General features: G+C 68.1%; 25 protein-coding genes. 12 read left to right on the forward strand and 13 right to left on the reverse strand.

Features of this window, described 5'->3' with window-relative positions:
• Positions 1 to 68 precede the first annotated feature (68 nt).
• Positions 69 to 269 (reverse strand): Ig-like domain-containing protein, encoded by a 201-nt coding sequence (locus VIM54_RS13580; protein WP_331902098.1) that lies wholly within the window; start codon positions 267 to 269, stop codon positions 69 to 71.
• A gap of 1 nt (position 270) precedes the next feature.
• Here VIM54_RS13580 and VIM54_RS13585 point away from each other — a divergent pair, with 1 nt between their 5' ends.
• The 3 genes from VIM54_RS13585 (at position 271) to VIM54_RS13595 (ending at position 2,440) form a co-directional block, all read left to right on the forward strand.
• Positions 271 to 471, forward strand: a complete 201-nt coding sequence (locus VIM54_RS13585) for a hypothetical protein (RefSeq protein WP_331902099.1) — start codon at positions 271 to 273, stop codon at positions 469 to 471.
• 141 nt (positions 472 to 612) lie between these two features.
• Positions 613 to 1,464: a DMT family transporter gene (locus VIM54_RS13590; protein ID WP_331902101.1), complete on the forward strand. Its 852-nt coding sequence runs from the start codon at positions 613 to 615 to the stop codon at positions 1,462 to 1,464.
• 46 nt (positions 1,465 to 1,510) lie between these two features.
• Positions 1,511 to 2,440, forward strand: coding sequence for a LysR family transcriptional regulator (locus tag VIM54_RS13595; protein WP_331902103.1), 930 nt, complete (start codon positions 1,511 to 1,513; stop codon positions 2,438 to 2,440).
• On the opposite strand, the gene VIM54_RS13600 is transcribed toward VIM54_RS13595, so the two are convergent.
• The 4 genes from VIM54_RS13600 to VIM54_RS13615 form a co-directional block, all read right to left on the reverse strand.
• Complete coding sequence (locus VIM54_RS13600) at positions 2,383 to 3,243, reverse strand: aldo/keto reductase (protein WP_331902104.1); 861 nt, start codon at positions 3,241 to 3,243, stop codon at positions 2,383 to 2,385. The genes VIM54_RS13595 and VIM54_RS13600 overlap by 58 nt on opposite strands.
• Positions 3,244 to 3,270: 27 nt before the next feature.
• Entirely contained in the window at positions 3,271 to 4,242 is a 972-nt protein-coding gene (locus tag VIM54_RS13605) for an aldo/keto reductase (RefSeq protein ID WP_331902105.1), read from the reverse strand.
• Positions 4,243 to 4,490: 248 nt separating this feature from the next.
• Positions 4,491 to 4,940 (reverse strand): GNAT family acetyltransferase, encoded by a 450-nt coding sequence (locus VIM54_RS13610; RefSeq protein ID WP_331902107.1) that lies wholly within the window; start codon positions 4,938 to 4,940, stop codon positions 4,491 to 4,493.
• 216 nt (positions 4,941 to 5,156) lie between these two features.
• Entirely contained in the window at positions 5,157 to 7,298 is a 2,142-nt protein-coding gene (locus VIM54_RS13615) for a DEAD/DEAH box helicase (protein ID WP_331902109.1), read from the reverse strand.
• Positions 7,299 to 7,549: 251 nt separating this feature from the next.
• Between VIM54_RS13615 and VIM54_RS13620 the strand changes: the two genes are divergently transcribed.
• Together VIM54_RS13620 and VIM54_RS13625 are read left to right on the forward strand one after the other, a co-directional pair.
• A complete protein-coding gene (locus tag VIM54_RS13620; protein WP_331902111.1) occupies positions 7,550 to 8,503 on the forward strand; it encodes an alpha/beta hydrolase in 954 nt (317 codons plus the stop codon).
• Positions 8,504 to 8,519: 16 nt separating this feature from the next.
• Positions 8,520 to 8,972: a GNAT family N-acetyltransferase gene (locus VIM54_RS13625; protein ID WP_331902113.1), complete on the forward strand. Its 453-nt coding sequence runs from the start codon at positions 8,520 to 8,522 to the stop codon at positions 8,970 to 8,972.
• A 7-nt stretch (positions 8,973 to 8,979) separates the two neighbouring features.
• Here the strand turns inward: VIM54_RS13625 and VIM54_RS13630 are convergent, their stop codons facing one another.
• The 3 genes from VIM54_RS13630 to VIM54_RS13640 form a co-directional block, all read right to left on the reverse strand.
• On the reverse strand, positions 8,980 to 9,459 hold the full coding sequence (locus tag VIM54_RS13630; protein ID WP_331902115.1) for an NUDIX domain-containing protein: 480 nt from the start codon (positions 9,457 to 9,459) through the stop codon (positions 8,980 to 8,982).
• Between the two features lie 9 nt (positions 9,460 to 9,468).
• Positions 9,469 to 12,594, reverse strand: a complete 3,126-nt coding sequence (locus VIM54_RS13635) for an efflux RND transporter permease subunit (protein ID WP_331902117.1) — start codon at positions 12,592 to 12,594, stop codon at positions 9,469 to 9,471.
• A gap of 129 nt (positions 12,595 to 12,723) precedes the next feature.
• A complete protein-coding gene (locus VIM54_RS13640; protein ID WP_331902119.1) occupies positions 12,724 to 14,142 on the reverse strand; it encodes a PLP-dependent aminotransferase family protein in 1,419 nt (472 codons plus the stop codon).
• Between the two features lie 61 nt (positions 14,143 to 14,203).
• On the opposite strand from VIM54_RS13640, the gene VIM54_RS13645 reads away from it, so the two are divergent.
• On the forward strand, positions 14,204 to 14,848 hold the full coding sequence (locus VIM54_RS13645; protein WP_331902121.1) for a hypothetical protein: 645 nt from the start codon (positions 14,204 to 14,206) through the stop codon (positions 14,846 to 14,848).
• 195 nt (positions 14,849 to 15,043) lie between these two features.
• Here VIM54_RS13645 and VIM54_RS13650 read toward each other — a convergent pair whose 3' ends face one another.
• Positions 15,044 to 15,361, reverse strand: coding sequence for a TipAS antibiotic-recognition domain-containing protein (locus tag VIM54_RS13650; protein ID WP_331902123.1), 318 nt, complete (start codon positions 15,359 to 15,361; stop codon positions 15,044 to 15,046).
• Positions 15,362 to 15,664: 303 nt separating this feature from the next.
• Here VIM54_RS13650 and VIM54_RS13655 point away from each other — a divergent pair, with 303 nt between their 5' ends.
• The 4 genes from VIM54_RS13655 (at position 15,665) to VIM54_RS13670 (ending at position 19,760) form a co-directional block, all read left to right on the forward strand.
• Positions 15,665 to 16,465 (forward strand): DUF4097 family beta strand repeat-containing protein, encoded by an 801-nt coding sequence (locus tag VIM54_RS13655; protein ID WP_331902125.1) that lies wholly within the window; start codon positions 15,665 to 15,667, stop codon positions 16,463 to 16,465.
• Entirely contained in the window at positions 16,462 to 17,070 is a 609-nt protein-coding gene (locus VIM54_RS13660) for a PadR family transcriptional regulator (protein ID WP_331902126.1), read from the forward strand. The genes VIM54_RS13655 and VIM54_RS13660 overlap by 4 nt, the downstream gene beginning before the upstream one ends.
• A 170-nt stretch (positions 17,071 to 17,240) precedes the next feature.
• On the forward strand, positions 17,241 to 19,301 hold the full coding sequence (locus VIM54_RS13665) for an APC family permease (protein ID WP_331902187.1): 2,061 nt from the start codon (positions 17,241 to 17,243) through the stop codon (positions 19,299 to 19,301).
• Positions 19,302 to 19,469: 168 nt separating this feature from the next.
• A complete protein-coding gene (locus VIM54_RS13670) occupies positions 19,470 to 19,760 on the forward strand; it encodes a hypothetical protein (protein WP_331902127.1) in 291 nt (96 codons plus the stop codon).
• A gap of 432 nt (positions 19,761 to 20,192) precedes the next feature.
• Here the strand turns inward: VIM54_RS13670 and VIM54_RS13675 are convergent, their stop codons facing one another.
• Positions 20,193 to 21,248 (reverse strand): NAD(P)-binding domain-containing protein, encoded by a 1,056-nt coding sequence (locus VIM54_RS13675; RefSeq protein ID WP_331902129.1) that lies wholly within the window; start codon positions 21,246 to 21,248, stop codon positions 20,193 to 20,195.
• A 184-nt stretch (positions 21,249 to 21,432) separates the two neighbouring features.
• Between VIM54_RS13675 and VIM54_RS13680 the strand changes: the two genes are divergently transcribed.
• Positions 21,433 to 21,672, forward strand: coding sequence for a DUF3073 domain-containing protein (locus VIM54_RS13680; RefSeq protein WP_331902131.1), 240 nt, complete (start codon positions 21,433 to 21,435; stop codon positions 21,670 to 21,672).
• Positions 21,673 to 21,831: 159 nt separating this feature from the next.
• Here the strand turns inward: VIM54_RS13680 and purM are convergent, their stop codons facing one another.
• Positions 21,832 to 22,932 (reverse strand): phosphoribosylformylglycinamidine cyclo-ligase, encoded by a 1,101-nt coding sequence (gene purM, locus VIM54_RS13685; protein WP_331902133.1) that lies wholly within the window; start codon positions 22,930 to 22,932, stop codon positions 21,832 to 21,834.
• Positions 22,933 to 23,007: 75 nt separating this feature from the next.
• On the opposite strand from purM, the gene purF reads away from it, so the two are divergent.
• Complete coding sequence (purF, locus tag VIM54_RS13690; RefSeq protein WP_331902134.1) at positions 23,008 to 24,465, forward strand: amidophosphoribosyltransferase; 1,458 nt, start codon at positions 23,008 to 23,010, stop codon at positions 24,463 to 24,465.
• Between the two features lie 263 nt (positions 24,466 to 24,728).
• Here purF and VIM54_RS13695 read toward each other — a convergent pair whose 3' ends face one another.
• Positions 24,729 to 25,109 carry a hypothetical protein gene (locus tag VIM54_RS13695; RefSeq protein ID WP_331902136.1) on the reverse strand — a complete coding sequence of 127 codons (381 nt, stop codon included), beginning with the start codon at positions 25,107 to 25,109 and terminating at the stop codon, positions 24,729 to 24,731.
• Positions 25,110 to 25,113: 4 nt separating this feature from the next.
• Positions 25,114 to 25,491, reverse strand: coding sequence for a sterol carrier family protein (locus VIM54_RS13700; protein ID WP_331902137.1), 378 nt, complete (start codon positions 25,489 to 25,491; stop codon positions 25,114 to 25,116).
• Positions 25,492 to 25,522: the final 31 nt, after the last annotated feature.

The raw sequence follows: 25,522 nt of genomic DNA on the forward strand, positions 1-25,522 counted from the left end.
TTGTCGGCGGTCGCCGGCGCTGGTGCGCACCGTCGCTAGTACGCAATGATCGGTGCGGGCCTCGAGGTTCACGGCGTGAGCTGGTCGTTGCCACCGAACTTCGCCGTCACAAGGTGGATGCCCCTGGCGAACGCCGGCAGCGTCACCGTGGTGCGTCCATCGTCGGCCGCCGTGAGGGTGATCGTCGCGATGACCATTCGACCGTCGAGAATGGTGACCTCGCCAGTCGGCACCACGCCGTGGCCGTCCACCCGCACGGAGTATGGCACGGTGCTCGAGTGGCTGACGAAGAGGCGGGCCGGGATGCCGACGGTCTGCGAGTCGCGCTTCCTCACCTGGCTGGCCGCCGAGGTGGCTGCCACCGCCAACGCCCTGCTGCTGCTCGGGCCGCGGCTCGGTGACCTGACCGTGCAGTCGGTGCTCACGGCGCTCTATCCGGCCGGCACGATCATCCTCGCCGCCGTCGTATGAAGGAGCGCATCGCGCCCGTGCAGTTCGTATGGCTTGTTCTGGGGCTCGTGGCGGCGGCGATGCTCGCCCGCGCATGAGGCGCGCGTCGGAGCTTGCTGGCACAGTGGTTGCAGCGCGGCCGGAATCGAAGGGAGGCAGTGCATGTTGAGCGTTCTGCTCGGACTCGCCGGGTCCATCATCTACGGCGCGAGCGACTTCTTCGGCGGGATGGCGGCCCGCCGGGTGAGCGCGGTGCGGGTGACCGCGATCAACTCCGTGGTGGGATTCCTCGCCCTGGCTGTCGGGTCCCTGCTCCTGCCGACGAAGTGGAGTCAGGAGGCCCTGATCACCGGAGTGCTCACCGGGATCGCGGGCGCCGCGGCGCTCGTGCTGCTCTACGCGTGTCTCGCCATCGGACCGATGAGCATCCTCTCCCCTATCCTGGCGCTCGTCGCCGCCGTCGTGCCCATCACCATCGGCTTCGCGCGTGGGGAGAGGCTCAGCCCGGCGGGCAATGCCGGTCTCGTCGTGGGGCTCGTGGCGATCATCCTGATCTGCCTTGTTCCGGGCGCAGGTGCAGTGCGGCCGAGCGCGCGCGGCATCCTGATGGCGATCGGGTCGGGCCTGGCAATCGGCGCATACCTGGTGGTGATCGACCTGTCACCGGCCGACAGTGGGCCGGCTCCCCTCGTCGTCTGCTTCGCAGTCACCGGCCTCGTGATGGGGACGATCCTGCTGGCGGGCGCCGCGCGGCGTCGCCTGCCCGCCGAGCGCGCGCGGGGCGCTGTCCTTCTCTTCGCGGTTCTCTGTGGCATCACGGATGCCGCGGCCGCGCTGCTCTTCCTGCTCGCCCTGCGAGCCGGCGACCTCTCGGTGGTCTCCGTTCTCAACGCGCTCGCGCCGGCCGGCACGATCATCCTCGCCGCCATCGTGCTCAAGGAACGGATCGCGGTGGTGCAGTGGATCGGCCTCGCCGTGGCTCTCGTCGCGGCCGCGCTGCTCGCCCTGGCTTAGCTGCTCGGCTTCTCGGCTTGTTGACACCGATGACTAGAATCGATGAATGGAACTTCGCCAACTCGAACACTTCGTGACCGTCGCCGACGAGCGGCACTTCACCCGCGCGGCAGAACTGCTGCAGATCTCCCAGTCCGGGCTGTCCGCGTCGATCCGCGCCCTCGAGACGGAGTTGGGCACGTCGCTCTTCGTCAGGAGCACCCGTCGCGTGGAACTCACTGCCGCCGGCCAGGCGCTTCTCGCGGATTCGATTCGCACCCTCGCGAGCGCGGCGGCAGCCCAGAACGCGGTAGCCGCGGTGCGGGGACTCGTTCGTGGGCGATTGACCGTGGGCGCGGAGCCCTGTCTCGGCGCGATCGATCTGCCGGCTGAACTCGGGCGTTTCCGGGTCGCGAACCCCGGCGTCGAGGTGCGGCTGCGCTACGACGGGTCCGTCGAACACCTCGAGAATGTGGCGAGCGGCCTCACCGACGTCGCCCTCGTCGTGGCGACCGGCCCGGTGCCCCAGGGCGTGCGGCTGCGGCGGATGAGCTCGCAGAAGCTCGTGGTTCTCTGCCACCCCGAACACCCGTTCGCCGGCGCCGCCGAGGTAGACATCGAGTCGCTGCATCGGGAGCCGATGATCGGCTTCCAGCAGGGCTGGGGTGCGCAGGTGCTGTCGCGTCGGGCCTTCGCGGCCGCGGGATTCGACTTCCGCGCCTCGATGGAGGTGAATGACGTGCATCCTCTTCTCGACCTGGTCGAGTACAACCTCGGAGTGGCGATCGTGCCCGCGAGTTTCGCGGCGAAGCGCCCGGACTCGCTGCGGTCGGTGGCGCTGCCCGACGACATGCCGGAGTGGACCGTCGCGGTCGCGGTGGCGAACGAGCCCAGCCCGGCCGCCACCGCGTTCCTCGATCAGCTCTTCGAGAGTCCCATTCAGGCGTCGTCGAGCATCGACAGTTCCTCGGTGGAGAGCGTGACCTCGGCCGCCTGAACCGAGTTGGAGATGCTCTCCGGCCGCGACGCACCGGGGATCGGGATCACGCGGGGCGACTTGGCGAGTTCCCACGCGAGACAGACGACCTGCGGGGTGAGCCCGCGGTCCGCCGCCACCCGGCCGAAGGCCGCGAAACGGTCGCCGAGGGCGCCGGCCGACCTGATCCCCCCGAGGGGGCTCCAGGGCAGGAAGGCGATCCCGAGCTCGTCGCACAGTTCGAGCTCTGGCTCGCTGCTGCGGTAGGCGGGCGAGAACTGGTTCTGCACCGACACGAGCCGGCCGCCGAGGATCTTCTGGGCGAGCCGGATCTGGTTCGGGTTCGCGTTCGAGATCCCGGCCATCCGGATGGTTCCGGCGTCGAGCAGGTCGCGGATCGCGCCGACCGAATCCTCGTACGGAACCTCCGGGTCCGGGCGGTGGAACTGGTAGAGCCCGATCGCGTCTCCGCCGAGGCGGGCGAGCGACGCCTCGGCCGCGCGCTTGAGGTACTCCGGACGTCCATCCACCGTCCACGAGCCGTCGCCCGGGCGCAGGTGGCCGCCCTTGGTTGCGACGAGCACGTTCGAGGTGTCACCACCCCACGAGGCGATCGCCTTGGCGATCAGGGACTCGTTGTGTCCGACATCCGTCGCGGTCAGGTGGTACGCGTCCGCGGTGTCGAACAGCGTGACGCCGAGGTCGAGGGCGGCGTGGATGGTGGCGATTGATCGGGCCTCATCCGGACGCCCTTCGATCGACATGGGCATGCCGCCGAGGCCGATAGCGCTGACCTCGACGTCACCAATTGTGCGGGTCTTCATGTTTTCTGTTCTCTTCTCTCTGTCGGGTTACCAGGCGTAGTCTTCCGGGGCCGTCTTTCGACCCGGGAAGATCTCGTCGAGGCGGGCAAGCGCTGCGGCGTCGAGCGTCACGTCGAGGGCGCGCACTGCGGCATCCAGTTGGCCCTGTGTACGGGGTCCGATGATCGGAGCCGTCACCGCCGGCTGGTGCAGCAGCCAGGCGAGGCCGATGTCGCCCGGCTCGTGTCCGAGCTCCGCCGCGAAGTCTTCGTACTGCTCGATCGCGTCGCGGTGCGTCGCGAGGGTCTCGAGTGCACGCCCCTCGAGTCGGCGCTTCCCATCGCGCTCCTTGCGCAGCACGCCGCCGAGGAGCCCCCCGTTCAGTGGCGACCAGGGGATGACGCCGAGGCCGTTTCCGACCGCGGAGGGAATCACCTCGAGCTCGATGTCCCGGGTGAGCAGGTTGTAGATGGACTGCTCGCTCACGAGGCCCATGAAATTGCGGCGCCGGGCCTCCGCCTGGGCCGTGGCGATGTGCCAACCGGCGAAGTTGCTGCTTCCCGCGTAGAGGATCTTGCCCTGCGCGACGGCCGTCTCCATCGCCTGCCAGATTTCGTCCCAGGGGGTCTCGCGGTCCACGTGGTGGAATTGGTAGAGGTCGATGTAGTCGGTCTTCAGGCGGGTGAGGCTCGCATCGAGCGCGCGCCGGATGTTGAGCGCCGAGAGCTTGCCTTCGTTGGGCCACGGCGTCATGTCCCCGTAGAGCTTCGTGGCGAGCACGGTTCGCTCGCGCCGCCCCCCACCCTGCTCGAACCAGTTGCCGAGGATCGTTTCGGTGATGCCCGTGCCGAGGGCGCCGCCGTAGACGTTCGCCGTGTCGAAGAAGTTGATTCCGTACTCGTGCGCCGAATCCATGATCGAGAACGAGTCGGGCTCCGAGGTCTGCGGACCGAAGTTCATCGTTCCGAGGCAGAGTCTGGAGACTTTCAGGCCGCTGCGGCCGAGGTGTGTGTAGTCCATGCCTCTAGGCTGCGCTCGGGCCGATCACCTGTCCAACAGGAGATCCGGATGCAACTGTGCGCTCGCGCTTCTCAATGCGGCCGGCCGACGCGTCCCGATTCGCGTCCCGATTCGCGTTTCTCTCGCGTATCTCTCGCGTTTCTCCGGAGCTTTTCGCGAATTCGGCCCGTTTCGGCCCCAAATGGGCCCCAGCGAGTGGCACTGCGGCGAAACCTCCGGAGAAGCGCGGGTTCGGGCGGTCGTGGCGGTCAGCCCTCGTCGAGGATGAGGCGCTTGCCGAGGCTGAGCACCTGGTCTTCCCCGTAGCCGAGGCCGCGGTAGAAACCGAGCACCTTCAGGTTGTCTGACCTCACCTGCAGGTTGAGCTTCGGGCATCCGCGCTCCACAAGCAGGCGCTCGACCTCGGCCATGATGGCGCGACCGAGACCCTGACGCTGCCGCAACGGGTCGACCGCAAGGTAGTGCACCCAGCCGCGGTGACCGTCGAACCCGGCCATCGCCGTCGCCACGATCCCGCGCGTCTCGCCGCTCGTCTCGCCCGTCTCGCCCGTCTCGCCGACGAGGAACAGCTCCGGCTGTTCGGTGAGCTTGCGCGCGATGTCGGCGCGCGGGTCGTTCCACGGCCGCACGAGCCCGCAGCACTCCCACAGTGCCACGACGGCGTCGGTGTCTGGTTCGGCAAACGGTCGGATCAGCATCCGTCCAACTTTACGGGCCAATCCGCCGTCCTCCTCCACCCGCGTTTCTCCGGAGGATGCCCCGGATTCGGCCCCAAATCGGCCCCGGTGACCAGCGCAGCGGCGAAACCTCCGGAGAAACGCGGCTAGCAGGGTTGGGAGAGGGCGGGACCGCGCGGAACGACGAAGGGCGCCCATCCGCGGGGATGAGCGCCCTTCGTGCGAGCGTGCTGCTGTCTACAGGGCGGCGAGCTCTCCGATGACGCGGTCACCGGGCGCCGCGATCTCCACGGACGCCTTGATCTCGGCGCGGCCGAGAAGCTCGTCCATGCGACGACGACGCGCCTTGGAGATGAGGGTCACGACGGTTCCGACCTTGCCCGCGCGGCCGGTGCGGCCCGAGCGGTGCAGGTACGTCTTGTACTCGTCGGGTGCGTCGGCCTGGATCACCAGGCTGATGTCATCCACGTGGATGCCGCGGGCCGCGACATCCGTGGCCACGAGCACGTTGACCCGGCCGCTGGTGAGCAGCTGGAGGTTACGTGTGCGACGGGACTGGTTGAGGTCGCCGTGCAACGAAGTGGCCGGGATTCCGGCATCCTCGAGCTGGTCGGCGAGCTGCTCGGCGAACGCACGGGTGCGGGCGAAGATCAGCGTCTTGCCCTCGCCGCCGGCGAGCTCCTCGATGATGCGGGTCTTGTCGCGCTGCTCGATGAGCAGCACCTTGTGGTCGATCGTGGATGATGCCTGGTCTTCGCCGGCAACCTCGTGGACCGAGGGGTCTTTGAGGAACTGCTTGACAAGCGTGGCGACGCCCTTGTCGAGGGTGGCGGAGAAGAGCAGCTTCTGGCCGCCCTTCTTCGTGGACTCGAGGATGCGCTGCACGGGCTCGAGGAAGCCGAGGTCGCACATGTGGTCGGCCTCGTCGAGCACGGTCACGAAAACCTCGCTCAGGTCGAGACGGCCCTGCTCGATGAGGTCCTCGACGCGACCGGGGGTCGCGATGACGATGTCGACACCGCGCTGCAGCGTGGAGACCTGCTTGAACTGCGGCACGCCACCGACGATCGTCGTGGTGAACAGGCCGACGCTGCGCGCGATGGGCTGCACGGTGCGGTCGATCTGCATGGCGAGTTCGCGCGTGGGGGCGAGGATGAGCGCGCGGGGCTTGCGGCCCGGCTTGCGTCCGGCGCCGCCCATGTTCTCCATGAGGCGCTCGACAAGCGGTGCGCCGAAGGCGATGGTCTTGCCGGAGCCGGTCTTGCCACGGCCGAGAACATCCTTGCCGGCGAGAACGTCGGGGATGGTGGCCGCCTGGATCGGGAACGGCGTCTCGGCGCCCATGGCGATGAGCTGGCGGGTCATGTTGTCGCCGATGCCGAGGTCGGCCCAGGTCTTGCCGCTGGCGTCGCCGGCCGTGATCACCTTGGCTTCGAGGCGCTCGAGCACGACGTCTTCGTGCGGCTGGAATCCGGCTGAGTGGCCGGTGCGCTGCGCGTCGTTTCCGAACTCACGCTTGGCCGGGTAGTAGTCGCTCTCACGACGGGGCGCGCGGTCGTCTGAACGCTGCGGGCGGTCGCTGTAGGTCGGACGGTCCGTGCGAGCAGGACGGTCGTTGTACGAGGGACGCTCCGTGCGAGCCGGACGCTCGTTGTACGACGGACGCTCGCTCGACGTGCGAGCAGGGCGGTCACCGTACGACGGGCGCTCCGTGCGAGCCGGGCGGTCGTTGTACGACGGGCGCTCGCTCGACGTGCGAGCAGGACGGTCGTTGTACGAGGGACGCTCCGTGCGGGCAGGACGCTCGTTGTACGACGGACGCTCCGTGCGAGCCGGGCGGTCGTTGTACGACGGGCGCTCCGTGTGAGCCGGACGCTCGTTGTACGACGGACGCTCGCTCGACGTGCGAGCAGGGCGGTCACCGTACGACGGACGCTCCGTGCGAGCCGGGCGGTCGCCATAGGACGGGCGCTCGGTGCGCTGCGGGCGGTCGCCGTACGACGGACGCTCCGTGCGAGCAGGACGGTCGTTATAGGCGGGACGGTCCGTGCGAGCCGGGCGGTCGTTGTACGACGGACGCTCGGTGCGCGCGCCATACGACGGGCGCTCGGTACGCTGCGGCCGGTCGCCGTACGACGGACGGTCGTTCGAGGCCGGACGGTCGTTGGTCGGCGTCCAGTTGGGACGGCGGTCGTTCGAGGCCGGACGGTCGCCGGTGCGCGAGGCACGCTCATCCGCGTTCCAGCGCTTCTTCGCCGGGGCGGCGTCGGCGTGGAAGCCTCGGTGGCCCTCGCTGCGGCTGCCGGGCTTGGAGGCTCCGGTGGAGTTGTACTTCTTGGCTGGACGGCCAGAGTCGGACTTCTTATCGAAATTTGGCATGGTTCTTTCCGGGTTGTATTAAGTTGCATGGCAGCGCGCAACCAACAAGCAGCGCTTCTGCAGGAACCCGGGCAGTCTTTGGCCAGGACCGTTCACATACGTGATTTTCCCCGCACCAAAAAGGAGTAGTTAAAGGTGGGGAAACCGGCCCGAAAGACTTACAAACCCATTCGCAAGATTTCACGATGTCTAGAGCCGACCTGTCTACATTACCGGATGACCTGAAAATCCGCACTAGATTGGCCGGAATCATGAATCGCGTTTTCCGTGCGGCGCCGCGCTCGCGAGTGTGCACGGTGCTCGCGGCGGCCGTCGTGGTAGTACTCGCCCTCGCCGCCTTCAGCCCCACCGGAACGGACTCCGTGCGGGTGACACCGGCCGCGCAACCGGTCTACCCGCAGGTGAAGACGTACCCGCACATCCGCGTTCAGGAGAACATCGACTACTCCCCCTCGGTCGGCGCGCCCCGGCAATTGGATGTCTGCCTACCGTCGAAGAGGGACCCGTCGCGGGCGGCGATCCTGTCCATTCACGGCGGCAGCTGGCGGGCCGGAGACAAGGCCAACATCAACTGGCGGAGCGTGTGCCAGTGGCTCGCCTCCGAGGGATTCGTCGTCTTCTCCGTCGACTACCGGCTCGCCCCCCAGTTCCCGTTCCCCAGCGCGATTGACGACGTGCGGTCCGCCGTGCGCTTCATGCGGGATCCGAAGACCGTCAAGCGCGACGACATCGACCCGCACCGGATCGGCGCGTTCGGGGGTTCAGCCGGCGGCAACCTCACGGCCCTGCTCGGCGCGGGAGGCGTCGGCGGCTGGACGACGGGGTCCCGCGTCGCGGCGGTCGCCGAACTGAGTGGTCCGATCGACCTCACCGCCGCGGGGGCGAAACTCGGCCATGTCGCGCCGGAGTTCCAGCAGCTCGAACTCGAGTACCTGGGCTGCGCGAGACTCGCCGACTGCCCGCAAGCCGAAGCTGCATCGCCCCTCTACCAGGTGGACGACAGCGACCCGCCCTTCTTCATCGGGCACTCCCTCGACGAGCGCATCCCTCTCGCCCAGTCGAAGGCCATGGTGCGCGCGCTGCGCGCCCATGGCGTCGACACCACGTTCGTCACGGTGAAGGGCACCCTGCACTCGATCGCGATGCTCAACCGGGACATGCGATCGCGCATCGCGACCTTCCTGCACGCGAAGCTCGACGGATGAGTCAGGCTTGGTGATCATGAGTATCTCCATCGAGCCGGCGATCGCGCCCGGCGTAGCCGAACTCCTCCGCCTGAGCGACGAGTTCGCCTTCTCCCTCTATCCGGCCGAGAGCTGCTACCTGCTCGACGTGAGCGAGCTGACCGCGCCCGGGGTCGCAGTAGTCGTGGCCCGCTCGGGCGAGGATGCGGTCGGGGTCGGCGCCCTCGTCGAGCGCGGCGACGGATCGGCCGAGCTCAAGCGCATGTTCGTGCGGTCGGATGCCCGTGGTCGCGGCATCGCGAGCGGCATCCTCGCGGCGCTCGAAGAGATCGCGCTTGGTCACTCGATAGCCACTCTCCAACTCGAGACCGGGCCACTGCAGCCCGAGGCGATCGCACTCTACGAGAAGCACGGCTTCCGCCGAATCCCCGCCTTCGGCCAGTATGTCGGCGACGACTTCAGCGTGTGCATGGAGAAGAGGCTCGGCTGAGCTGGGCTCAGCGCTCGAAACGCGTCGACCCGTTCGCCTCCACCGCGACGCGGATGCGGTCCATCATCTCCGCCGACATGTCCGGCAGCGCGTCGAGCGCGAACCACGCGGCGGCGGTGTTCTCGCCGTCGGCCGGGTAGGGCTCGCCCGAGATATAACCGCAGCGGAATACAAGGTCGAGGTACTGCGATTCGTCACCGTTGGGGTAGCGGATCGGCGGAAGCACCTTCACCCAGGCGAGCACATCCACCTGGGAGACGATGTCCGCCTCCTCGAGCACCTCGCGCTCGGCGGCCACCGCCGGCTCCTCCCCTGGGTCGATGATCCCGGTGACCGGAGTCCATGCTCCCGTGTCGGCTCGACGCACGAGGAGCACCTCGTGGCGCGAATGACGACCGCGAATGACGACCGCGGTCACGCCGGAGAGCCAGAGCGGCGCATGTCCGATCTTCTCGCGAAGGGCGAGGACGAAGTCGGGGGTGGCCATCCCGCGATCCTAGCCAACCTCCGCAGCAGGCTCCTGAACCTCCGTCTCCTTCGCCGCACGCCGATCGGTGCGTCGCTCCTTCGCACCCTCGACGAGGTAGTAGAGCACCGGCAGCACCACCAGAGTCAGCAGGGTCGACGACACGAGGCCGCCGATCACGACGATGGCGAGGGGCTGCGAGATGAATCCGCCGTGACCGGTGAGCCCGATGCCGAGGGGAAGCAGCGCGAAGATGGTCGCGAGCGCCGTCATGAGGATCGGACGCAGTCGCCGGGAGGCACCGTGGATGATCGCGTCGCCCACCTTCATGCCGCGCGTTCGGTACTGGTTGATGAGGTCGACGAGCACGATGGCGTTCGTCACGACGATCCCGATGAGCATGAGCACGCCGATGAGCGACGCCACGCCGAGCGGGATGCCGGAGACGACCTGCAGCGCGATCGCCCCGGTCGCTGCGAACGGCACAGACACGAGCAGCAGTAGCGGCTGGCGCAGGCTCTTGAACGTCGCGACCATGACGACGTAGACGATGAGGATCGCCGCGAGCAGGGCGAGTCCGAGCTGGCGGAACGAGTCGCTCTGCTGGGACGTCACTCCGCCGAGCGTGGCCGTCGCGCTCGCGGGCAGCGTCACCGTGGCGACGGCCGCCGAAACGGTGGCCGATGCGCTGCCCGTGTTGTCGGTGGCCGGCGTGACCGTGAGGGTCGCGCTGCGCAGCCCCTTGTTCGTGGTGATGCTCGACGGACCGTTCACCGTCGCGATCGTCGCGAGGTCGGAGAGCGGAACGATGCCCCTCGCCGTGGGGATCGAGAACGCCGTCAGCTCAGCCGTCGTGGTCGGCGCGCTGGAGTTCTTCACGTAGATCGAGAGCGTCTTTCCGTCGATGACGACGCTGCCCGTGGCGCTCGGGTTCATCGCCTGGGTGACGATTCCCCCGACCTGCACGTCGGTGAGGCCGGCGGCCGCCGCCTTCGCGCGGTCGATCTGCACGGCGATGTATGGCAGGGATGCCGAGAGGTTACTCGAGGCACGCGACACGACGCCGAGCTTCTCGACCTTCGCCAGGGTGGCGTTCGACGCCGTGCGCAGGTCGGCGTCGCTTCCCGCCGTGATGTTCACCTGGATGTCCGACGAGCCGAACCCGCCCTGGGCGGTGGCGACCGCGAGCACGCCCTCTCCCTTGATCTTCTTCAGCTCGGCCGTGACCGCGGCCTGCAGCTTCGCCTGGTCGGCGTTCGGGTCGGTCGTCAGCGAGAAGGTGCTCGACCCGCCCCCGGCGAAAGCGGCGCGGAGGGAGCTGCCGCCCGATCCGATCGTGAGCAGCACGGTCTTGACGCCCTTCACATCCTGCAGCACCGTCTCGACCTTCTTCGATGCGGCAACCTGCGCGTCGAGGCTGGTGCCGAGCGGCAGGGTCTGGGTCACGGTGAGCGTGTTCTGGCCGCTGTTGCCGATGAAGTTGGTCTTGAGGCTGGTGGCGAGGAATCCGCTGCCCACGAGCACGAGGAGGGCGCCGACGAGCACGATCGCCGGGAACTTGAGCGTCCAGCGGATCACGGGGAGGTAGGCACGCTGAAGCCGGGTCGCGTGTTCGAGTTCGTCCGTCGCGGCGGTAGCCGTGGCGGCCGCGGGGCCGCCGGCGTGCTTGTGCGAGGTCTTCTTGTTGCCGAGGAACCAGTAGGCGAGCACGGGGACGATGGTGAGCGCCACGAACAGCGAGGCGCCGAGAGCCATCGTCACGGTGAGGGCGAACGGGCGGAACAGCTCCCCCGTGATTCCGCCGACGAGCGCGATCGGCAGGAACACGGCGACGGTCGTGATGGTCGAGGCGGTCACCGCGGTCGCGACCTCCCGCACGGCCGTGAGGATTGCCGGGAGCTTCTCCTCGCCGAGCCCGATGTGGCGCTTGATGTTCTCGATCACGACGATGGAGTCGTCGACCACCCGCCCGATGGCGATCGTGAGGGCCGCGAGCGTGATGACGTTCAGCGTGTAGCCGGAGGCCTGCATGCCGATGAAGGTGATGAGCACCGATACGGGAATCGAAATGGCGGTGACGAGGGTCGACCTGATGGAGAACAGGAAGACGAGGATGATGACCACCGCGAAGACGAGGCCGAGCAGCCCCTCCTGCGCGAGGCTGTCGATCGACTGGGTGATGGAGGGCGCCTGGTCGGCGACGACGACGAACTTCGTGTTGCTGCCGAGCTGCTTCTCGAGGGTCGGGATGTTGCTGCGCACCAGGTTCGACACGGTCACCGTGTTGCCTGCGGCGGATTTCGTGACGTTGAGGGTGACGGCCGGCTTGCCCTTGACGCTCGAGAAACCGGTGGTGGGGTCGTTCACGATGGCGACGGTGGCGACATCCGCGATTGTGGGGGCGACGGCCGCGCGGGCACCGAGCAACGGCAGCGCCGCGATCTCGTCGGTCGTGGTGATGCGCGACCCGGACTGCACGGTGAGCGTCTTGTCGTTCTCGGTGATGGATCCGCTCGCAAGCAGGGTGCCGTTGGCGGCGAGCGCGGCCTTGATGGACTGGATGCTGAGGCCGTCTGCGGCGAGCCTGTCGGCATCCGGGGTGATGGCCACGCGCTGGGACGCCGCGCCGAGGAGGCTGACATCGCTCACCCCGTCGAGCTGCTTGAGGTCCGTCACCGTGAGTGCCGAGAGCTTCGAGGCGAGTGTGTTCTGGTCCATGTCGCTCGTGACGGCGAGCTGGATCACCGGGAAGTCGCTCAGGCTGAAGGTGATCACCTGGGGCGTGACGCTGGAGGGCAGGATCGACTTGATCCGATCGAGGGCGAGCTGCACCTTCTGCTCCGACGTGGCGATGTTGGTTCCGAAGGCGAACGACGCCGTGACGGTCGAGGCGGCGGTGTTGGAGGTGGCCGTGGTGGAGTCCAGGTTCTCCAGGCCCTGGAGGGCGCTCTCGATCGGGGTGCTCACGTCGGTATTCACCACGTCGGGCGAGGCGCCCGGATAGGACGTGACGATATACACGGACGGAAGGGTGAGCGACGGGATGAGCTCCTGCTTGAGCGAGGTCAGCGCGAGCCCGCCGAAGATTGCGACGACTACCGTGACCAGGGCGATGAGCGCCCGGTTGCGCAAGCTGAAGACGGACAAGAGGTGCACGCGGTTCTCCCTGGACGCTGCGGTGTGACGCCGCGACTGGCGCCGAAGAAGGCGCGCTGATGCCGTGCCTCCCTCGAAATTATCTCAGTGCCCGACGCCCGTGCGCATACTCTCGCGGGAGTAGTTGCGCTAGACGACCTCGGCGAGGTAGCTCGAGTCGAGCATCGGCCCGCGGGCGAGCGAACCCCAGGCCGTTTCGAGGGCGGAGACCGCTCGGTCGATCTCGTCGGTCGGATGCCCGAACGGGATGCGCAGGAATCGCTCGAATGCGCCGTCGATGCCGAAACGAGGCCCGGCGGCGAGCAGCAGCCCCTCGTTGCGCGCGGCGAGGGTGAGCTGGGAACTCACCGGCGCTCCGAGATTGATCCACGCCGTCATCCCGCCCGCGACGTGCGGCACCCGCCACTCGGGGAAGGCCCGGCGCAGCTCGGACTCCAGGTGGTCCCTCCCCCGCCGCAGCTGAGCCCGTCGCGTGTCGAGCACTGACGGGAAGTCGTCGAGCAGGTCGGTCACGAGCAACTGTTCGAGAAACGGGGTGCCGAGGTCTCCTGCGCTGCGCGCCCGGGTGAGCTTCTGGATGAGCTGGCGTTCGGCTCGGATCCAGCCGATGCGCACCCCGCCCCAGACCGTCTTGCCGACCGAGCCGATGAGCACCGCCGGCCCGAAGGCGGCGAGCGGGAGCGGCGCGGCCGCCTCGTCGATCGCGAGTTCCGCCGTTGTCTCGTCGGCGACGATCGTCGTGCCCTGCTTCGCGGCGATGGCGAGCATCCGCTCGCGAAGCTCGGGCGACATCGTGCGCCCGGTCGGGTTGTGGAAGTCGGGCATGACGTAGCCCATCGCCGGGCTCGCGCGCTGGAGGGCCTGCTCGATGGCAGGCTCGTCCCACCCGTCGTCGGTCGTGACGCTCACGGGAACGAGACGCGCGCCGGTGAGGCGGAGGGCCTCGTAGGCGTGGGGGTAGCTGGGTGACTCGACGAGGGCGCTGTCGCCGCGCCCGAGCAGCGTCCTGGCGAGCAGCGCGATCGCGTGCTGGGCGCCGATCGTCACCATGATCTGCTCCGGCTCGGTCGGCAGGCCGCGCGCCGTATATCGGTCGGCGATGGCCGCCCGCAGCACGGGCAGGCCGATCGGGTCGAACCCGGAGTCGCCGAGGTACGCGGGCAGGGCGTCCGCCGCCCGTCTGGCCGCCTCCGCGAGCTGCGGGATGGCCGGCAGTGAGGCCTTGCTGAAGTCGAGGTAGCCGGAGTGCACGTTCTCGATCGACACCGGGGCACGGGCGGGCAGTCGCGCGACGCTGCCGGACCCGCGCACGCTGTCGAGGTAGCCGGCGTCCCTCAACTCGGCATAGGCGGCGCTGACCGTGGTGCGGCTGACCCCGAGTTGCGCGGCGAGATCCCGCTCGGCAGGGATGCGCGTGCCGAGGGGTATGCGTCCGTCGAGGATGAGAAGCCGGACGCGGCCGGCGAGCGCGCTGTAGGCCGGGGCGGCGGTGGCTTCCCGCCATCCACTCAGCACGGAGGCCAATGCACGGGCCGAGATCGAAGACATAAGGCCACTCTACGATGATTGGCATCTTGCCAGAAGGCCAATCGAGTAATTGGATACAAGCATGCTCTCTGCACTCCTCCTCGCGCGTCGGATCACCCAGCTCCTGGTCGGCCTCGTCCTCTACGGGTTCGCGATCGCCATGATGGTGCGCGCCGGAATCGGGGTGTCGCCGTGGGACGTGCTCTCGCAGGGCGTCTCGCTGCAGACCGGAATCGCTTTCGGCTGGGTCACCAACATCATCGGGCTCGTCGTGCTGCTGCTGTGGATCCCGATCCGGCAGAGGCCGGGCATCGGCACGCTGCTCAACGTGCTCCTGATCGGGCCGAGCGCCGAGGTCGGGCTCGCCGTTCTCCCCGCCCAGCACGTGCTGTCGCAGCAGGTGCTGCTCTTCGCGGGCGGGCTCGCGCTGCTCGCCGTGGCGACGGGGCTCTACATCGGCGCACGGTTCGGGCCGGGCCCCCGCGACGGCCTCATGACCGGAATCAACCGGCGCTGGGGCTGGCGCATCTGGATCGTCCGCACCTCGATCGAGGTCGTGGTGCTCGGGATCGGCTGGCTGCTCGGCGGCAACGTCGGCATCGGCACCGTGGCCTTCGCCCTCCTGATCGGCCCGATGGTCAACGTGACGATCCCGCTGCTGCGGGTGCCCACCGCGTCCGTCGCCGCGGCCGCTCCCACCCCTGTTCAGATTGGAGAACCGTCGTGATCGCCCTCGTCTCACTGGCCGCCCTGGCGCTCTGGGCATCCGTCGCCACCGTCGAGGTCGTGCGCCGCGACGGCTACCGCCAGGTGCCCACGCTGGACCGCTATTGACCGGCGGCGGAGTGCCGGAGGGGCCGGCGACACGGATGTCCACCTCCGCGTCACCGGCCCCGCGCAGTCCTGAGCCGCTGGGCGCCTCCTACAGGTTGCGCTCGGCGAACGCCGCCATCGCGTCGCGCACGAAGGTCGCGCCCTCGACACCACCGTAATTCGCGCCGAAGCGCTCGTCCGCGATGTACATGTCGCCCATCCCCACGAGCTGCTCCGCCGTCGGGCGCCTGCCCTGCCAGCCGGCGACCAGCCAGTCGTAGTGGCGCTGCGTGATCGCCAGCACCTCCTCGCTCTCGACGCTCGCGCCGGCCGCGAGGGCCGCCGCGTAGTCCGCCTGGACCGTCTTTCCGCTCCTCGCGGAATTGCGCCTTTTCGGCCGCCGTGAGCGAGCGCCACCAGCGGTCACCGCTCGCGTACGCCTCCGTGCCCCAGCGCTCCTCAACCTCGACCTTGTACCGCGTGTGGTCGAAGCCGTCGAAAAGGCGGTTTCCCCTCCGCGAGGCGGTTTCCCCTCCGCGAGGCGGGACGAGCCGCACAAGCGAGGCGGGACGGGACGCGAGGCGGCACGGGATACCTGCGCGGCGGGCGCGACGTCCCCCCACGAGCAGGAGGGGCTTGCGCTCCGGCAAGACGCGATATATCGTGAGTTTACGCACACGCGATATATCTCGATTCGGATGCTCGGCATCCGCCAACGAAAGGCACGACAATGGCTCTGGAAAAATGGCTCGTCGACGGCGAGAAGGTCATCGACATCGAACTGGTGCGCAATCTCAAGGTTGCCCTCATCGCCGGGCAGGTGAACATCGTCGGCCACGACGAACCAGGAGCCCGGGTGGAGGTGCACTCGGTGCACGGCAAGTCGCTCAAGGTCTCTATCGATGGAGACACCCTCGAAATCGACCACCCGCAGCTCAGCTGGGACAACTTCATCGACGTGTTCAAGTCGTTCAGGGGCTCCGCGAGCGCGGACGTGAGCATCATGGTTCCCCGGGATGCCGCGCTCAAGTTCGGCGTCGTCTCGGCGAGCGCCCTCATCAGCGGCCTCACCGCCGATGCGCGCATCAGCACGATCTCTGGCGAGGTCGTGGTCGACAACCACCGCGGCGATCTCGAGCTCAATGCCGTGAGCGGCGAGCTGGCGGTGCGCAACCACTCGGGCAAGATCGCCGCGCACACCGTGAGCGGCGATGTCACGGCGACGGGCGAGATCGTGCGCTTCACCTGCGACGGGGTGTCGGGCAACGTCTTCCTCGACATCGCCGGGACCCCGGATGAGGTGCGCATCAACTCGGTGAGCGGGGACGTGACCACGCGGCTCGAAGCCGGCGTGGCCGCGCAGTACAGGATCAACACGGTGAGCGGCAAGCTGCAGCTCGACGACGCGTCCATCACCGGGGTGCGGGGAAGCTACACCGGCAAGTACGGCGTGCTGGAGAAGAGCTGGCTCGACTTCAAGGCCAACACCGTGAGCGGCGACGTCTCGGTGCTGCACGCGGTGACGGCATGACTCCCCCGGTCTTCGCTCACGGGCACCTGAGGCTGTACCTGCTAAGCATCCTCGCGACGCAGCCCATGCACGGCTACGAACTCATCCAGGCCCTCGGCGACCGGTTCGGAGGCACCTACGTGCCGAGCGCCGGCACCATCTACCCGCGACTGGCAAAGCTCGAGGACGAGGGACTCGTCACCAAATCGAGCGATGGCCGAAAGACCGTCTACGAGATCACGGCTGCCGGCCGCGCCGAACTCGAGGCGCGACAGGGCGAGCTCGACGGGATCGAGAGCGACGTGACCGACTCGGTGCGCCGCCTCGCCGACGAGGTTCGGGCCTCTGTGAACGGCGCGATGAAGACCCTGCGGGCCGATCTCGCCGCCGCGGCACGCGAGGCGAGGGATGATGCGAGGGACTTCGGACGCACCGTGCGCGTGGACACCCAGCGGTCCACCACGAGCACGCAACTGCACGAGGCCGACATGGTGCTCAACGAGTTTCGCCATCAGGTGCGCGTCGACCTTCGGCGTCTCGCCGCCGACGGCGAGATCCCGGCGGAGACGGTCGCGCTGCTCAAGGAGCGGCTCGCCGACGTGCGAGCGGCACTCCGGGCGAGCTAAACACGGACGGCGGGCCGTGAGGATCCTCACGGAATCCTTACGGCCCCGGAGCCGCCGTGGCCCGTGATCCCGGGGATCGCGGCCTCGGTCCTAACGAATTATTGACAGCGCAGGTAACGGGTGTAGTCTCGCTCCTCGTGACTAGCGAAGTTCGGTCGCCGAAAAGGTGGCTGATCGGCGAACCGCTGGCGTCTGAGAAACTCGAAGGCCAGCTCCTCCCGAAACATTTGGCGCTGCCCATTTTTGCCAGCGACGCCCTTTCCTCCGTGGCCTATGCGCCGCAGGAGCTCCTCCTCATTCTTACCCTCGGCGGGCTCGCCTTCCTGAGCTTCGCCCCCTGGGTGGCCGCCGCCGTCGTGCTGCTCCTCATCGTGGTCGTGGCGTCCTACCGCCAGCTCATCAAGGCCTACCCATCGGGCGGTGGGGACTACGAGGTGGCGCACCGCAACCTCGGGGAGAAGGCCGGCCTCGTGGTGGCCTCGGCACTTCTCGTGGACTACATCCTCACCGTTACCGTGTCCGTGGCATCCGGCGTGGACAACATCATCTCGGCGTTCCCCGTGCTCAACACCTGGCGGGTGGAGATCGCCGTCGGCTTCGTCATCCTGCTCGCCGCGATCAATCTGCGCGGTGTTGCCGAGTCGAGCAAGGCCTTCGCGCTGCCCACCTACCTCTTCATCGCGAGCGTCGGGGTCATGATCGTGACCGGGCTCGTGCGCACGGCGCTCGGCGACACTCCCCTCGCCGCGTCCTCCGCCTTCACCGTGAAGTCGCCGGAGAGCCTCACCCAGATCGCCTTCATCCTGCTGCTGCTGCGAGCCTTCGCGAGCGGCTGTAGTGCGCTCACCGGCGTCGAGGCCGTCGCCAACGGCGTGCAGGCGTTCCGCCGCCCCAAGATCAAGAACGCGCAGCGCACGCTCGTGCTCATGGGCTCCATCGCGATCGTGCTCTTCATCGGCATCATGACTCTCGCGCTGATCAGCCGTGTGCACTACGCCGAGACCGCCTGCGACCTGCAGGGTTTCAAGGACTGCGCAACCGCCCCTCAGGCGAGCGTGATCTCTCAGATCGCCGCAGCGGTGTTCCCGGGCGCCGGCTATTTCATGTTCTACGTTGTGCAGGGCACGACGGCCCTGGTGCTCCTGCTCGCCGCCAACACGGCCTTCAACGGTTTCCCCCTGCTCGGCTCGGTGCTCGCCCGCGACTCGTACGCCCCCAAGTCCCTGCAGACCCGCGGCGACCGGCTCGTCTACTCCAACGGAGTTCTCGTGCTGAGCGGCGCCGCCATCCTGCTGCTGCTCATCTACCGCGCCAACCTCACCCAGCTCATCCAGCTGTACATCATCGGCGTCTTCGTCTCCTTCACCCTCGGCCAGACCGGAATGGTCGTGCATTGGACCCGGATGCTGCGCGAGGGCTGCGCCAATCGGGGCCAGGTGTACCGCAGCCGGGCCATCAATGCGACGGGCGCGCTCTTCACCGGCATCGTGCTCATCGTCGTGACCATCACCAAGTTCACCCACGGCGCGTGGCTCGTCTTCGCGATCATGCCCGTGCTGTTCTACCTGATGCTGCGCATCAACCGGTACTACGCCAAGGTGGCGAGGGATATCGAGGTCGACCCGACCACGACGTTCGGCGCGACGGGCGACCACGCGATCGTGCTCGTCGGCAAGATGCAGAAGCCCACCCTGAAGGCGCTCGACTACGCGATCGCCGCGCGGCACGAGAGCATCGAGGCGATCCACGTGAGCATCGACGACGCCGCATCGGAGTTGCTCTCCACGCAGTGGGACGAGATGAACATCAAGGTGCCGTTGCGCATCGTGTCGTCGCCGTACCGCGATATCAGCATGCCCCTGATCAAGTACATCAAGGCGCGGCGGGCCGAGTACGGCTCGGAGGTCGTCACGGTCTACACGCCCCTGTACATCGTGGGCCACTGGTGGGAGAACCTGCTGCATAATCACAAGGCCCGCCGCATCCGTCAGAAGCTCATGCTCTGCCACGGCGTGACGATCGCCCTGGTGCCGTGGCTGCTCGACTCGTCGAAGGCGCTCTACGGGCGACCGTACCGACCGCTTCCCGGCCAGGACCGCCGCGGTGAGCCCCGTCGACCGGTGATGCGCAAGCCGCTCCCGCCTGCGGCCCCGTTGGCCAAGACCCCGACCCCGGCTGCGGCCCCGTTGGCCACCAAGCCGACCCCGGCTGCGGCCCCGATCCGCAAGTAGGTCAAGGGCCACGGCGGCAGCGCATGGACCCACGACACGGCCATCGCCATCCACAGCCTCAGCCTCAGCCTCAGCCACAGCCACAGCCACAGCCGGGATGGCTTCGTCACCGAGGCGGGAACGCTCGTTTCCGGACTGCTCGCCGCGGCATCCGGTTTCGACTATCGCATGCCCGAGTTGCACTCCGGAGACGCGGCCTCGATCTTCGCGTCACCGGTGCCGTACCCGGCCACCTGCCGGCCGCAGGCCTGGTCGACGGCCGCCGCCGTCTCGGTGCTCGGCAGCGTGCTCGGCCTCAACCCGGACGCCCAGTCGGCCACGATCGGGGTGTCGCCGCGCCCGCTCGCCGGCTCGCTGTCGGTGACCGGCCTGCGTCTCGGTGACGCGAATGTCTCGATCGCCCTCAATCACGGCGGCGAGGTCACCGCGGCCTCCGGTGCCGGGGTGCTCGTCGGGTGAGCGCCCGCGTTTCTCCGAACACGCGTTTCTCCGGAGGTATCCGTTCTCCGAACACGCGTTTCTCCGAACACGCGTTTCTCCGGAGGTATCCGCCCGAAACCCCCAATTCGGCCCGTTTCGGGGCCGAATAGAGCACGTGGGCGCGAAACCTCCGGAGAAACGCGTGTTGGTGCGCCTCGGTGGGGGCGGATGGCGTCGGCGCGCGCCAGCAATCGCGCGGGTGCAGCGGGCGGCTGTCCATCGGTCGCCGCATCCGTCGCCCGCCCATCTCGAACTGCGTTTCTCCGGAGGTATCCGCCCGAAACCCCCAATTCGGCCCGTTTCGGGACCGAATAGAGCACGTGGGCGCGAAACCTCCGGAGAAACGCGTGTTGATGCGTGTTGGTGTGTGCTGACGCGTGTTGACGCGGGGGCCGGGCTGAGGAGGGTGGGTCAGCCGATGTTCGAGAGGGTCGCGATCACCTGGCGCGCGATCTGCCGGCCAGCCCGGTTCGCGCCGATCGTGCTCGCCTGCGGGCCGTAGCCGGCGAAGAAGATGCGCGGGTCTTTCCAGGCCGACCCGTTGCCCACGGACACCCCGCCCTCCTTCTCGCGCAGCTTGAGCGGCGACAGGTGGCGAAGCTCCGGGCGGAAACCGGTGGACCAGACGATCGCATCCGCCTTCCGGAATGTACCGTCGTCCCAGCGCACGCCGTCCGGCTCGATGGAGGAGAACATCGGCCGAGCGACGAGCAGCCCGCGGTCGATGCCCGACTGGATTCTTCTGGTGCGCGGGATGCCGGTGCCGCTGACAATGCTCGGGAGCGCCCGGCCCGCGCGGGCGGCCTCGTCCTGCTTCGCGACGGCGGCCTTGCCGTCCTCCATGTTGAGTTCCCCGTCGTCGAGATACTCGATGCGGCGCCTGGTGACCCAGGTGAGCTCGGACGCCACGTTCTCCAGCTCGAGCAGGAAGCCGATCGCCGACGTGCCTCCGCCGACCACGACCACGCTCTGGCCGGCGAACTGCGCGGCGGAACGGTAGTCGGTCGTGTGCACGTGCCTGCCCCGGAAGTCGTTGAGCCCCGGATACCACGGCACGAACGGGGAGCCCCAGGTGCCCGTGGCGTTCACGACGATCTCGGTCGTGAGCTCCTCATGGCCGAACCCGACCACGAGTTCCGTGCCCCGATTGAAGACCCGCTTCACGTCGACCGGGCGGCGCACCTGCAGGTTGTAGTGCTCCTCGTACTGCCGGTAGTAGTCGGCGACCACGTCCTTCGCCGGCAGCGTGCGATCGGCGTTCTCGAAGCTCAGGCCGACGGCATCCATGCCCGGGAGGTCGTTGATGCGGTGTGCAGAGCCGATGCGCAGAGCGTCCCAGCGCAACTGCCAGGCTCCTCCCGTGGACGGTCCGCGGTCCAGCACGACGAAGTCGGTGCCCGGTTCGAGACCGAGTCGCTGGAGGTAGAAAGAGACCGAAAGTCCGGCCTGGCCCGCGCCAATCACCACTACGGAAGGGTGCGTGGGAGAGGATGTCACGCGTTAACGTTAGCCGTCGTTCCCGCACGTGCTAACGGAGCCAAAGGGGTGCGGTCCCGCATGCTAAAGTTGCCCTTTAGATTTCGTAGTTCCTTGTTGGTCATCCCAGGCAATTGTGAGCTTGCTCGGGCAGGAATCGTGAGGGGGTCAAGCCATGGGGCGCGGCCGTCAAAAAGCTAAGCACACCAAAGTTGCCCGCGAGCTGAAATACTTCAGCCCGGACACCAACTACAACGCGCTCGAACGCGAACTCACGCACCCCGTCACCGGGGCTCCCGTCGACGCTCGCCTCGAAGAAGACCTCGAGAAGTGGCCGGAATTCAACACGGCCAGCGGTTACACGGACGACTACTCCGAAGACGAGTTCGAGTCCGACCAGAACAAGACCGCGTAGGCCGCTTCGCTCGACCCGAGCGGGTCGGGGCGCGGCTGCTGTGCCGGGAACTGCTGTGCCGGGTACTTATATGCCGAGCCCGGCCTATGCCGGGCCCCGCCTATGCCGAGCCCGGCCTGTGCCGGATAGGCGCCGACGCCTGCCTATGCCGGCCCCTGCCTATGCCGGATAGGCGCCGACGAGTCGAACGGCCCCGCCGTTCACGCCCTTCGCGCCCTGCTCGAAGCCGGCCAGGTCGCGCACGCCCACGGTGACGCTGCCGACGAGCCAGGCCGGGACGCCGCTCGTCACGAGCCTGGTGATCACGCCGTCCGCGGCATCCGCCCGCACGACCGCGATCATGCCGATCCCCAGGTTCCAGGTTCCCTCGGTCTCAGTGAGGCCCATGCCGCCCCACTCCGCGAGCACGCGGAACACGGGCTGCGGCGACCACGCGCTGCGGTCCACCTCGACCCAGCTGCCCACGGGCAGCACCCTCGCGAGGTTGGCGGCGATCCCGCCTCCGGTCACGTGGCTGAGGGCATGCACGCTCGAGGCGAGACTCTCGTCGGCCAGAAGCTTGAGGAGAGGCTTCGTGTACAGCCTGGTCGGCTCGAGCAGGACCTCCCCCACCAGCCCGCCGAGTTCGTTCGAGTGTTCGGCGTATGTGACCTTGCGGCCGGCGAGCACGTGCCGCACGAGCGAGTAGCCGTTGGAGTGCAGGCCGGATGACCCGAGAGCGATGACGACGTCGCCGTCGGCCACGAGGTCGGCGCCGAGCAGGCGGTCGGCCTCGACCGCTCCGACGGCGGCCCCCGCCACGTCGTAGTCGTCCGGGCCGAGAAGCCCGGGATGCTCGGCCGTCTCGCCGCCGATGAGGGCGGTGCCGGTCTCGTCGCAGCCCCGCGCGATGCCGGCGACGATGTCGGCGATGCGGGTCGGAACGACCTTGCCGCACGCGATGTAGTCGGTCATGAAGAGCGGCGTCGCGCCCACCACGACGATGTCGTCCACGACCATGCCGACGAGGTCGATCCCGATGCTGTCGTGCTTGTCGATCGCCTGGGCGATGGCCACCTTCGTGCCAACGCCGTCGGTGGAGGTCGCGAGCAGAGGGCGCTCGAACGACTTGAGAAACGACACGTCGAAGAGCCCGGCGAAGCCGCCGACGCCGCCCAGAACCTGGGGGCCGTGCGTCTTCGACACCGCCGCCTTCATCAATTCGACGGCCAGGTCCCCGGCCGCCGTGTCAACGCCCGCTTCGGCGTACTTGCTGGCCATTCGTGTTCCGTTCCTGAACCGTGAAAGACTTGGGCTAAATCACCCCCAACTCTACGGTCTGGAGACTCACCGCGAATGTGCGGCATTGTCGGCATCGTTTCTTCGGAACCCGCCAACCAACAGGTTTACGACAGCCTCCTGCTTCTACAGCACCGCGGCCAGGACTCCACGGGCATCGCCACCGCGGAGGGTCGCACCTTCCACATGGTGAAGGCCAAGGGCCAGGTGCGCGAGGCGTTCCGCACCCGTGACATGCGCGCCCTCCCCGGCAACATGGGCCTCGGCCATTGCCGATACGCCACCAAGGGCAGCGCCGCCAACGAGGAGGAGGCCCAGCCGTTCTACGTGAACGCGCCGTACGGCATCGTCCTCGTGCACAACGGCAACCTCACCAACACGCGCGAGCTCACCCAGGAGCTCTTCCACATCGACCGCCGGCACCTCAACACGAGCTCGGACACCGAACTGCTGGTGAACGTGCTCGCCCACGAGCTGCAGGAGCAGGTGACCGGGCTCGACCTCGACCCCGACCAGATCTTCGCCGCCGTCGAACGGGTGCACGAGCGCGTGGAGGGCTCGTACGCCACCATCGCGATGATCCCCGGCTACGGGCTGCTCGCGTTCCGCGACCCGTTCGGCATCCGCCCCCTCGTGCTGGGCAAGCGCCCCCGCGGCTTCGTCGGGGAGGACTGGATCGTGGCATCCGAGTCCCTCGTGCTCGAGAGCGCCGGCTACGAGTTCGTTCGGGATGTCGCCCCCGGCGAGGCGATCTTCATCGCCCTCGACGGCGAGATGATCTCCCGGCAGTGCGCGAAGAACCCGCGGCTCGTGCCGTGCTCGTTCGAGTACGTCTATCTCGCCCGCCCCGACTCGATCATGAACGGCATCTCGGTGTACGAGGCGCGACTGCGACTCGGCAACCGGCTCGCCGACACGATCGCGAAGTACACGCCGACGGGCGACATTGACGTCGTGATGCCGATCCCGGACTCCGCCCGCCCCGCAGCCATGCAGGTGGCACAGAAGCTCGGAGTGGAGTACCGCGAGGGCTTCTACAAGAACCGCTACGTGGGCCGGACCTTCATCATGCCCGGCCAGGCCGAGCGCAAGAAGTCGGTGAAGCAGAAGCTCAACGCGATGGGTTCCGAGTTCCGCGGCAAGAACATCCTCATCGTGGACGACTCGATCGTGCGCGGCACCACCTCCAAGGAGATCGTGCAGATGGCTCGCGAGGCCGGCGCGAACAAGGTCACCTTCACCTCCGCGGCACCGCCCGTGCGTTTCCCACACGTGTACGGCATCAACATGCCGTCGCGGCAAGAGCTTGTGGCGCACGGCCGCAAGATCCCGGAGATCGCGACCGAGCTCGGCGCCGACTACCTCATCTACCAGGAGGTGACCGACATGCAGGCGGCGATCATCGAGGGGTCGAATGTGACGTCGCTCGAGATGAGTTGCTTCACGGGCGACTACGTCACCGGCACGGTTACGCCCGAATACCTCGACTGGGTGGAGCGCACCCAGCTCAGCTGACCACGCGAGTTGCACGCAATCGCCGCTATCCAGCCCGCGATAGCGGCAAGTGTGGGCAACTCAACGCGTTCGAGGCCGGCGGGGTCGAGTTCGTCCTCCTTCAGTGACGCCGAGGCCGAGTGTTGCGCCACCTCGACGGTCTCGGGGAGGGTCGCATCCGAGTCGTGGATCCCCCCGGGGCTTGCCGAAAACGCAGGAAATTCGCCGCCAAACGGCAGCTTTGGCCGCACGAAGGCGTCTTTCGTGCCGGATCTCCTGCGTTTTCAGGGCGCGAGGTCGGGGGCCGACTCGTCCTCGGCTGGCTCATCATCGACGGTCGTGTGCTCGACGACGACGCTCTTCGACCGGCGACTCGACACCCGGTCGAGCACGATCGCGACAAAGGCCCCGACTAGCACGCCCGCCGGAACGCCGTAGATGGCGAAGTAGCCGAATAGCGCGCCGAATCCCACGGCGGGGTCCACCGGGAAGAGCGCGGTCAGCACGAAGGTGACGATCGCCCCGAGTCCACCGCCCAGGATCAGGAAGATCGGGTATCGGGGGGCACGGCGGATGCGCACCTCGGCGGCCGCGACGGTGCCGATCGGCGGCGTACCGTCGCCCGGTTGCTGCGCTGCCCCGCTGGGAGGCGTCTCGACTGGCATGGTTCTATTCTCCCGTGCCCGCGGGATCCCAGATCACCGGCAGGAGGCTCGCCAGGTCGGCGCGGGAGCCGGATGCCGAAATGCGCCCGTGCTCGATGGCGTGCTGCCAGGTGTCCCCGCCGGTGGCGATCGCGAGCCAGGTGAGCGCATCCGTCTCGACCACGTTCGGCGGGGTGCCCCGCGTGTGGCCCGGCCCCTCGATGCACTGAACAGCGCCGAACGGCGGCACGCGCACCTCCACCGAGTTGCCGGGGGCGGCATCGGCGAGCACCTGCAGCAGGTAGCGCACCGCGGTGGCCTCCGTGTCGCGGTCGGCGACCGTCGCGAGCGCGCGGCGCACGGCCTCGCCGCCCACGGCATCCGAAATCCTGGGTTTCGCCATGCATCAACGGTAGCGCGCGCCCGAGACGGGA

Source organism: Lacisediminihabitans sp., assembly GCF_036569425.1.
Taxonomy (GTDB): Bacteria; Actinomycetota; Actinomycetes; order Actinomycetales; family Microbacteriaceae; genus Lacisediminihabitans.